Annotated in this window: 8 protein-coding genes; 3 read left to right on the top strand and 5 right to left on the bottom strand. The window is 69.2% G+C overall.

The window, feature by feature from the left end; all coding sequences use genetic code 11:
- Positions 1-104 precede the first annotated feature (104 nt).
- Positions 105-3350 (top strand): tetratricopeptide repeat protein, encoded by a 3246-nt coding sequence (locus ACFU6I_RS46730; protein ID WP_384380174.1) that lies wholly within the window; start codon positions 105-107, stop codon positions 3348-3350.
- Positions 3351-4058: 708 nt separating this feature from the next.
- The gene (locus tag ACFU6I_RS46725) at positions 4059-4271 is read left to right on the top strand and encodes a hypothetical protein (RefSeq protein WP_384380171.1); all 213 of its coding nucleotides are present in this window, start codon (positions 4059-4061) and stop codon (positions 4269-4271) included.
- Between the two features lie 111 nt (positions 4272-4382).
- On the opposite strand, the gene ACFU6I_RS46720 is transcribed toward ACFU6I_RS46725, so the two are convergent.
- From ACFU6I_RS46720 to ACFU6I_RS46710, 3 genes are all read right to left on the bottom strand, one after another.
- On the bottom strand, positions 4383-4616 hold the full coding sequence (locus ACFU6I_RS46720; protein WP_384380168.1) for a hypothetical protein: 234 nt from the start codon (positions 4614-4616) through the stop codon (positions 4383-4385).
- An 815-nt stretch (positions 4617-5431) separates the two neighbouring features.
- The gene (locus ACFU6I_RS46715) at positions 5432-5635 is read right to left on the bottom strand and encodes a hypothetical protein (protein ID WP_384380165.1); all 204 of its coding nucleotides are present in this window, start codon (positions 5633-5635) and stop codon (positions 5432-5434) included.
- A 158-nt stretch (positions 5636-5793) separates the two neighbouring features.
- Positions 5794-6237 (bottom strand): hypothetical protein, encoded by a 444-nt coding sequence (locus ACFU6I_RS46710; protein ID WP_384380162.1) that lies wholly within the window; start codon positions 6235-6237, stop codon positions 5794-5796.
- 336 nt (positions 6238-6573) lie between these two features.
- Between ACFU6I_RS46710 and ACFU6I_RS46705 the strand changes: the two genes are divergently transcribed.
- Positions 6574-6768: a BTAD domain-containing putative transcriptional regulator gene (locus ACFU6I_RS46705; protein WP_384380159.1), complete on the top strand. Its 195-nt coding sequence runs from the start codon at positions 6574-6576 to the stop codon at positions 6766-6768.
- A gap of 442 nt (positions 6769-7210) precedes the next feature.
- Here the strand turns inward: ACFU6I_RS46705 and ACFU6I_RS46700 are convergent, their stop codons facing one another.
- On the bottom strand, positions 7211-7723 hold the full coding sequence (locus ACFU6I_RS46700) for a hypothetical protein (protein ID WP_384380156.1): 513 nt from the start codon (positions 7721-7723) through the stop codon (positions 7211-7213).
- Between the two features lie 148 nt (positions 7724-7871).
- On the bottom strand, positions 7872-8521 hold a 650-nt coding region (locus tag ACFU6I_RS46695; RefSeq protein ID WP_384380153.1), incomplete at its 5' end, for a tetratricopeptide repeat protein.

The following is an 8521-nucleotide window of genomic DNA, read 5'->3' as shown; positions in this document are numbered from 1 at the left end:
CGGTCGCGAGGGAGTCCAACTCTGTCTTCACACACTGACGTTGGACTCCCTCCTTCTATGCGCGCAGGCGATCCCTTGGAATCGATCATCTAGGAGGCGCGGGCGTGAACTGGGACAGGGTGGTGGCGGTCACCGGCTCGCATGGTCCTGGCTCGGGCTACCTCGTGGGCCCGCGCCTCGTGCTGACCTCCGGTCATGTGGCGCGGGCCGAGGGCCGCGCGGTCACGGCGTTCCGGCCCGGACGGCCCGGCGAGTTCGCGGGGACCGTCGTGTGGTGCGGTACGCCGGGCGGGCGCGACGACGCGGCCCTGGTGCTGCTCGACGATCCGCACTGGGTGCCGACCAGCGAGGCTGTGCCCTGGGGGCGCACCGTCACCCACCGCACCGGCATCTCCTGCGCCTGCTGGGGCGTGCCGAACCTGGTGCAGCGCCCGGATCGGCCCGTGGAGGTCAGCCAGTTGTCTGGGCGGATCAACGCGGGGGACCAGATGGTCGGCGACCGCTACGTGATGCAGATGGACGGCCACCCGCCGGAGGGTCCGTCGCCGTGGGGTGGGTTGTCCGGAGCCGCCGTGTTCTGCGGCGATCTACTGACCGGCGTGATCGCCGCAGACCCGGCCGGACGGGCGCACGCCGCGCTGGAGGCCGTACCGGCCTACGTGCTGCTGCGCGACCCCCAGTTCCGCGCGCGACTCGCCGAGCACGGCGGATCGCCCGTGTGCCGGGGCGTGGAACTGCGTGAGCTGGACGATCCGTCGCCAGGGGGAGCAACGGCACCCACCCCTGCCGGTCTGCTCACCGCGCGCCGCGCCGTCGTACCGTTCCTCGGCCGGGACGAAGAGCTGGAGGAGCTGCTGGCCTGGGCGGCTCTCCCCAGCACGGGCGTGTGGCTGCTGCACGGCCCCGGCGGACAGGGCAAGACCCGCCTGGCCCAGCAGTTCGGCGAGCGGCTCGCCGGGGACGCCTGGGCAGTGGTGTGGCCGCGGGCCACTGCCACTCCCGAGCAGCTGTCGGTGATCGCCGACGTGGTCGTGCCGACGCTAGTCGTGGTCGACTACGCCGAGGGACGAGTCCACCAACTCGCCGCGCTGCTCAGCGAACTCGCGCACCGGGGACGCCGCGTCAAGGTGCTGCTGCTCGCCCGTACCGGCGGCGACTGGTGGCAGGAATTGGCCGCCTCGGGGGACGCCGTCGCCGACCTCACAGACACGGCCGTCGTACGCCGGCTGCCGTTACTGGAGCCGAACGACGTTGACCCCTACACGGTGGCTGTGGACGCCTACGCCGCCGCCCTGCGCGACCTGCCCGGCATGCCCGACGCGGACTGGGCGGCGGCCGCAACGCGGCTCGGCCGGGCGGAGCGCCGGTCGGCCCCGGAGGACCGAACCGTCCTGGCGGTGCAGATGACGGCACTGGCCGACCTGCTCGACGCCACGCACCCGACGGACAAACCGCCCCACGGAGCACCGCGCGGGCCCGAGGACCGGGTGCTCGACCACGAGCGCCGCCAGTGGCAGTCACTGGCCCGCGCACAGGGCCTGCTGCCAGGGCTGAGCCTGCCCACCCTCATCGACACCATCGCCACGGCGGCGCTCCTCGGGGCACCCGATCGGCAGGCCGTCGACGCGTTCCTCACCCGCGTGCCCGGCCTCTCCGACCAACCGCTGGATCGACTCGACGCCGTACGGGCCTGGCTGACTGGCCTGTACCCCGCGGCTGACCGGCACACGGCCTTCGGGCCCCTCCAACCCGACCGGCTCGCCGAACGGCTGGTGGGCCGCCTCGTACTCGACCGCGACCGCCGCCGCGTCGTGGAGACACTGATCCCACACATCGGGTACGAGGAGGCGACCTCGCTGCTGACGGTGTGCGCCCGCGCCGCCGCACACCGCACCCTCGGACCCGGGGTGGCCGACACACTGACCCGCTGGTGCGTCGACCATGCGCGCACGCTGGCCGCGCCGGCGGTCGCCGTGGCCACCCGCGTGGAGTCACCGGCCCCGCTGCTGACAGCCCTGGCACGGATCGCACACGAGTCCGACGACGTAGAGCTGCTGCGTGTGCTCGGCAACGCCCTGCCGGTCAGCACCGAAGTGCTCTCCGGCGTGGCGCTCGACCTGGCCGAGGCCCTGATCCCGCGCTACCGGCAGGCGGCGGTGGACGATCCGGAGCAGTACACCGTGGCCCTGGCGATGGCGCTGCTCGGGCTCTCCGACCGGCACGGCGACGCCGGACACCACCAGGAGGCGCTGGAAGCCGTCGTCGAAGGCGTCGACCTGCTACGGAGCACCGCGCACAGCCCGATCGAGCCCGCCCGAGCGGAACTTGCCCTCGGCCTCAACCGCCTCGCCAACCGGCTGCGTGACACAGGACGGCACCAGGAGGCGCTGGAAGCCGTCACCGAGGCGACGGATATCCTGCGCGACCTCACCGCCCAGGACCCCGAGCTGTACGCGCTCGACCTCGCCGGCAGCCTCAACACCCTGTCGGCCTGCCTGGCGACCCTACGGCGCCACGAGGACTCCCTGGCACCGCTCGCCGAAGCGGTCGACCTGCTGCGCGGCCTCGCCGAGGAGGAACCGGGCTGCCTGCCCGGCCTCGCCGACGCCCTGCACAACCTCGCGAACCGCTACAGCCGGCTGGGGCTGTACGAGGATGCTCCGGTCCCGATCAGCGAGTCGGTTGACATCCGCCGAGCCCTCGCCGACCTTCACCCCGACGCACATGTGCCGGGACTGGCGATCGGCCTCAACACCCTGGCGATCGTGCTGGGCGACGTGGGACGACACGAGGAGGCACTGGCCGCGATCACCGAGGCGGAACGGCTGTTCCGCGCTCTGTCCGAGGCCCGCCCCGGCGTGCACGAGAACGACCTTGCCAGGGCCCTGTACAACCTCTCGGGCTGTCTGCAGCAGTCGGGGCGACGGGCCGAGGCGCTGACCGCGATGGCCGAGGCGGTGCAGATCCGGCGCGCCCTCGCCGAGCGGTCACCCGAGGCCTACGGCGCGGACCTTGCCATGAGCCTGCACGACCTGGGCCTCCAAGTCAGTTCCGCCGGCGCGGCCGAGGAGGCGCTGCCCCTGTTCGCCGAGTGCGTGATGCTCCGCATGGACCTCGCCCAGGCGCTGCCGGAGGCGCATGTGCACGACCTGGTCTGGGGCCTCCAGAGCTACGCCCAGTGCTGCATCGACGCCGGCCGGCACGACCTGGCGGTCTCGGCGATCGACCAGCTCGTCGACCTACGTCGCCAGATCGCCGAGGTGGAGCACGACCATGCCACGCAGGACCCGGAGATCGAGAAGGCGTTGGACGTCCGCGCCTGGCTCCTGGAACAGCCGACCGACGGCTAAGCCGAGGCCTGCGCCTTAGTCACCAAACACACCCCGGTACAAGACGCTCTTTTATCGGGCGGCCCCTCCCGAGTGGCATCCGTCCGCAGGTCAGCGCGCCGTGAGCGGGGAACAGGTGAGCAGGTCTGGGGAACCCCTGAGCGCCAGGTGGGGAAATTCAAAGAGCGTCATCAACGGTCCGCGGCGGAAGGGACGCCGAGGCGTCCTGACCGATCGGGAGGCGCTGTCATGCCGAACCGGCCGGCCCGTGGATATCAGCCACGGTGGAAGCCCTGCGCCCGCACGTGCGAGCTGCTGGCGGCCGTGGCCCGGGTCCATGCGCGCTACGCTTCCCAGCTGCCGCTGCAGGATGGTCGGGCGGTCCGGGCAAGCCGGTTTGGGCAAGCCGGTTTGGGCAAGCCGCCCTGATCGGGGCCTGTTCGGGGCTGGGGAGGGTTGCGCCCACAGGTGTCTGCACAGGTGGCTGGAGAGGTGCGCCCGGGGTTGCACCGGAGGTACTACCGCAGGTGTGAACCCCTTGTTTCGGATTCCGGCCGTTTCCGCTGGTCAGGCCCCGTGGGCAAGCCGTTTCCCGACGCCGACACCTCTAATTCGATAGCAATTAGAGGTTCTGGATCTCTGACGGGCCCGGCGGACGGTGTCTGCCGGGGCGGGACGGGTGTGGTCCGGCAGTCGGCCGCCCGCCAGCTGCCCGCGGTGGAGCAAGCGATGGGCACCCAGGCCAAGGCCCTGCTGGTCCGGCTGAACGCCGTCGACGAGCTCGCCAAGACGGTTGAGCGGACCTTCCGCACCCACCCCGATGCCCCGGTCATGCTCAGCTTTCCTGGCATCGGCCCGGGAGTCGGCGCCCGCCTCCTCAAGCCCAGTCGAGTCGGAGCGCGGCGAGTGCAGATGCTCGTCCGTGAGCCGGTCGCGGCGTGATTTCCGGGTCTGCGCGCGCCTGGGGTGGCTGGCTGACGCACTCGGTCGCCGTAGGTGGGCTGTCCTGCCCCTTCGGCTGGTCGGCATTGCTGGCGAGGGGGTGGGAGGTCGTTACGGTTCCGGGGTGTCGGTGTCGGTGTCGGTGTCTGTGCCTGCGCCTGTGCTTGTTGCGTTGGTGCGGGAGGTGGTGGCTTCCTCTTCTGCGCCGGCTTGGGTGTACGCGGTGGCGGAGTGGTTCCAGGCGTCCGTCACCTGTTGGGGATCGGCATGGGCTGCGGTGAGGGTGGTGGCCAGCTCGCCCCATGCCTGGCCGGTACGGAACCAGTCCTCTGCCACGGCCAGCATCCCGGCAGCCCTGCGGGTGCCGAATAGTCATCCGCCGAGGTCACAGCCTTGATCGCTGATCTACGCGGCTCGGGGCGATCATCGCGAATTGGTCGCCCGCTCGGCGTCGGGACGGCATCATGAACTGTCGTGCTGCTGCGTCTGGCCTTCCTCGCTGCGACCAACATCCTGGCGATCCTGCGCCTGCTGACGATGAGCGGACACGAGAAGGACATCGAGATCCTCGCGCTCCGTCATCAACTGCTGGCCCTGCAGCGCCAGGTCGGCAAGCCCACCTTCACCGCTTACCGGCGGACAAACTGCGACGCCTGCTGTTGCTGGTGCAGCCGGACACGATCCTGCGGTGGCACCGCAATCTACTCAAGCGCCGCCACGCCGCGGCGAGCCGACCACATCGCCGAGGACGACCACCCACCGTACGGTCGATCCGCGCCCTGGTGCTGCGCCTGGCCAGGGAAAACCCGCCGTGGGGGTATAGGAGGATCCACGGCGAACTCGCGGCCCTCGGGATCAAGGCGCCGCATCCACCGTCTGGGAGATCCTCAAGGAGCATGGCATTCCACCCGCGCCCGAGCCGCAGAGCACGACCTGGGCCGAGTTCCTGCGCGGCCAGGCCGAGGCGCTGCTGGCCTGCGACCTGTTCGAGGTCCGCACCCTGACCGGGGCGCGCCTGTACGTCTTCGCCGTCATCGAGCACACCACGCGCCGCATCCGGATCCTGGGCGCCACTGCCCACCCCACGGCGGACTGGCTCGTCCAGCTCGGATGGAACCTGCTCATGGACCTCGAGGACGCCGGCAGCCGCGCCAGATTCCTCATCCGGCGTCGGCTTCGACGCCCTGTTCGCCGACGCGGGCCTGGAAGTGGCCAAGACCGGGATCCGTATACCGCGAATGAGCTCCATCATGGAGCGCTGGATCCAGAACTGCCGCCGCAAGCTCCTCGACCGGATCCTGATCTGGAACCAGTACCATCTCCTGCACGTGCTCGATGAGTTCGAGACCTTCTACGATGGACATCGGCCACACCGGGCCCTGGGCCAGGCCGCTCCACTCCGCCCGCTGACCGAAGTGATCGACATCCCGGCGCGGAGAAGGCGCCTGAGGATCCGCAGGCGAGATCGACTCGACGGGAACCCTCCACGAGTACGTGGACTACCTCGACCGGCCTACGTGAGTCAGCAGCCCCTGCGCAGCGGAGTGAAGGACAGCTTGGCACCCTCCTTGAGCTGGGTGGCCTTGCGGTAGACGTCCGACTCGACCTCGTACCAGACGTCGTCCTCGGTGGAGTTGCCGCCGACATTGTCGAGTTCGACGCACCAGCGCGCCCGGCGCACGACACGGGTGTAGCTCGTGGTGCCCTGCTGGACGTTCTTGCAGTCTTTGTAGGAGTCGTCGGTGTACCAGGTCCGGGTCCTTTTCCGGTGGCCCGTGCCGCTGGTGGAGGTGTGCTTGACCCTCCTTACACGGGACGTGCAGCGCTTGACCATGCGCGGCCGGGTGCCCGTGGTGGTCTTCCGTGTGACGTGGCGGGTGTCGTCGCGCAGTCCCGAGACGGTGCGGTCGGGCGGGCTCGGCACGGTGCCGTCGACCACCCCCGAGCCGACGGGACTGGTGGGCACAGCGTGTTCTCCGGGCTCGTCGGGGCTGCTACCGCAGGCGGTGAGCAGGGCGGCCAGGAGGACGGCGGCGAGGACCGGGCGCCTACGGATCCGAACCGTAGAGGTCCTGACGGACTGTATGGACTGGCTGCTGTCGGGCGGGTTGGTCACGGGACGCCTGTTCTGGACGGCGGGGCAGTGAGGGGCTGTTGTCACCACTGGCTGACCTGCGCGAAGGTACCTCACGGCTGGCGGCGTGGGGCGTCGGGGGCACAGTCCGGACCGTCGGCCGGGGCGCAGGCGTCCCGGTTGAGCACTTGTCCTTGCCGAAAACGCATTCATCCTGGTGGGAGCCGTGTGCGGGGTCGGGGTCATCCCGGCTGGCGCGCGCTGGAGGCCTACCGGCGGCTGCGGGACATCCTGGTGGAGGAGCTGGGCCTGGAACCCTCCCCCCGGCTGCGCCGGCTGGGTCCGTTCCACGGTGCGGTACCCCTCTCCGAGTTCGACGGCGAGCTTGCGGGACTTTCCACGAGGGCAGGCGTTCGCCGCTGACGATGCGGGAGATTTACGACGGGGCGACCCCTACGGCATCGCCGAGAGTATGGCCTACCGCGATCATGCGGACTACGACATCGTCTGGACGCTCCGCGAACAGCGGTGAACGCCGTCTGGGGCTCAGGTGTATTCGGCATGTGGGTCACGCCGGAACCTCAACAGCGACTGCCTCTGTCTGCCCTTACCACGTAACCCCGTCGGAGACGGTGCGCCTTGCCACCGAAACGGCAGTTGACTGTCACTCACTCTGTCTTCGCTGTCGATTCGAACCATGGCATGTAGGCCGGATCACGGGGCGTCAAGGCCCTGGGCATCGAGGGGCAGCCGCCACCGCATCGACGTGATGGGACGAACGCCGCCACGCATCGCCCGTCAGTGCGGGAACGACAGTCCGTCGCCAGTTTCGTCTTGACGCCCGTCCGGTCCAATCATTTAATTCCTATTCTTGCCACTCCCGCGATGGAATGAATCCTTCTTCTCCGTTAGCGAAACCTGCAGCCCATTCACGCGAAACAAAGACTGGGCGACTGCGAATGAAGTCGCCTCCTTGCTTTCCACGCAGCACCAACCCAACCTCTTCAAACGATGGCTCACCACGTCGGTTCAAGCGGAACTCCCACGCTTCCCCACGCCTCATCCATGCGCCAATTTCCGAGGGGAGGCGGTGTGTGAGCTGGAAACCCCTGACGGAAACAAGGGGGCCGCAGAAAGGGTCGACTGCCACACAGGCCAATTCGCCCTGCGCGTCATAATAGACCGTCACGCCAGCCTCGTAGAAGAAATCGAATCCACCGGCGGCAGGACCTTCGCTGTACGTTGGCTCGCCAGCAGAGACGGCGTCGATCACCTGATCTCGCACCATGCCGAATCGCAGAGGGCCGACGCTTACAAGCGGAACGAAATCCCATCGAACTCGTTCCACATCGCTCTTTACCTCTGGATCGAGTAGCATTTCCTGAGATCTCCATTCCGGCCTGACGCGTGAATTCCGGGTCTGCGCGCGCCTGGGGTGGCTGGCTGACGCACTCGGTCGCCGTAGTTGGGCTGTCCTGCCCCTTCGGCTGGTCAGCATTGCTGGCGAGGGGAGTGGTGGGAGGTCGTTACGGTTCCGGGGTGTCGGTGCCTGTGCCTGCGCCTGTGCTTGTTGCGTTGGTGCGGGAGGTGGTGGCTTCCTCTTCTGCGCCGGCTTGGGTGTACGCGGTGGCGGAGTGGTTCCAGGCGTCGGTCACCTGTTGGGGATCGGCGTGGGCTGCGGTGAGGGTGGTGGCCAGCTCGCCCCATGCCTCACCGGTACGGAACCAGTCCTCTGCCGCGGCCAGCATCTCAGCAGCCCGCTGCCCGGCCGCGACGGCCTCCTCGAAGCGCTCGAGACCACGGTAGGCGGTGCCGAGGTTGTTCCAGGCGGCGGCTTCGCTGTGGGTGTCGCCGGTCTGCTGGTACAGGTTGCGGGCGGTTTGGTGGGCGTCGAGGGCTTCTTCGTACCGCCGCAGTTCCTGGAGCACGCGGCCGAGGTTGTTCCAGGTGGTGGCTTCGCCGTGGGTGTCGCCGGTCTGCTGGTACAGGTTGCGGGCGGTTTGGTGGGCGTCGAGGGCTTCTTCGTACCGCCGCAGTTCCTGGAGCACGCGGCCGAGGTTGTTCCAGGTGGCGGCTTCGCCGTGGGTGTCGCCGGTCTGCTGGTACAGGTTGCGGGCGGTTTGGTGGGCGTCGAGGGCTTCTTCGTACCGCCGCAGTTCCTGGAGCACGCGGCCGA

Source organism: Streptomyces sp. NPDC057486, from assembly GCF_042802415.1.
Lineage (GTDB): Bacteria > Actinomycetota > Actinomycetes > Streptomycetales > Streptomycetaceae > Streptomyces > Streptomyces yanii.
This window is presented reverse-complemented; position numbering and strand designations above follow the sequence as displayed.

What these genes read in the sequence shown, in the direction of transcription:
- ACFU6I_RS46725 (WP_384380171.1), top strand. Translation starts at nt 4,059, where the DNA reads ATGGGCACCCAGGCCAAGGCCCTGCTGGTCCGGCTGAACGCCGTCGAC.
- ACFU6I_RS46720 (WP_384380168.1), bottom strand. Translation starts at nt 4,616, where the DNA reads ATGCTGGCCGTGGCAGAGGACTGGTTCCGTACCGGCCAGGCATGGGGC.
- ACFU6I_RS46715 (WP_384380165.1), bottom strand. Translation starts at nt 5,635, where the DNA reads ATGTCCATCGTAGAAGGTCTCGAACTCATCGAGCACGTGCAGGAGATG.
- ACFU6I_RS46700 (WP_384380156.1), bottom strand. Translation starts at nt 7,723, where the DNA reads ATGCTACTCGATCCAGAGGTAAAGAGCGATGTGGAACGAGTTCGATGG.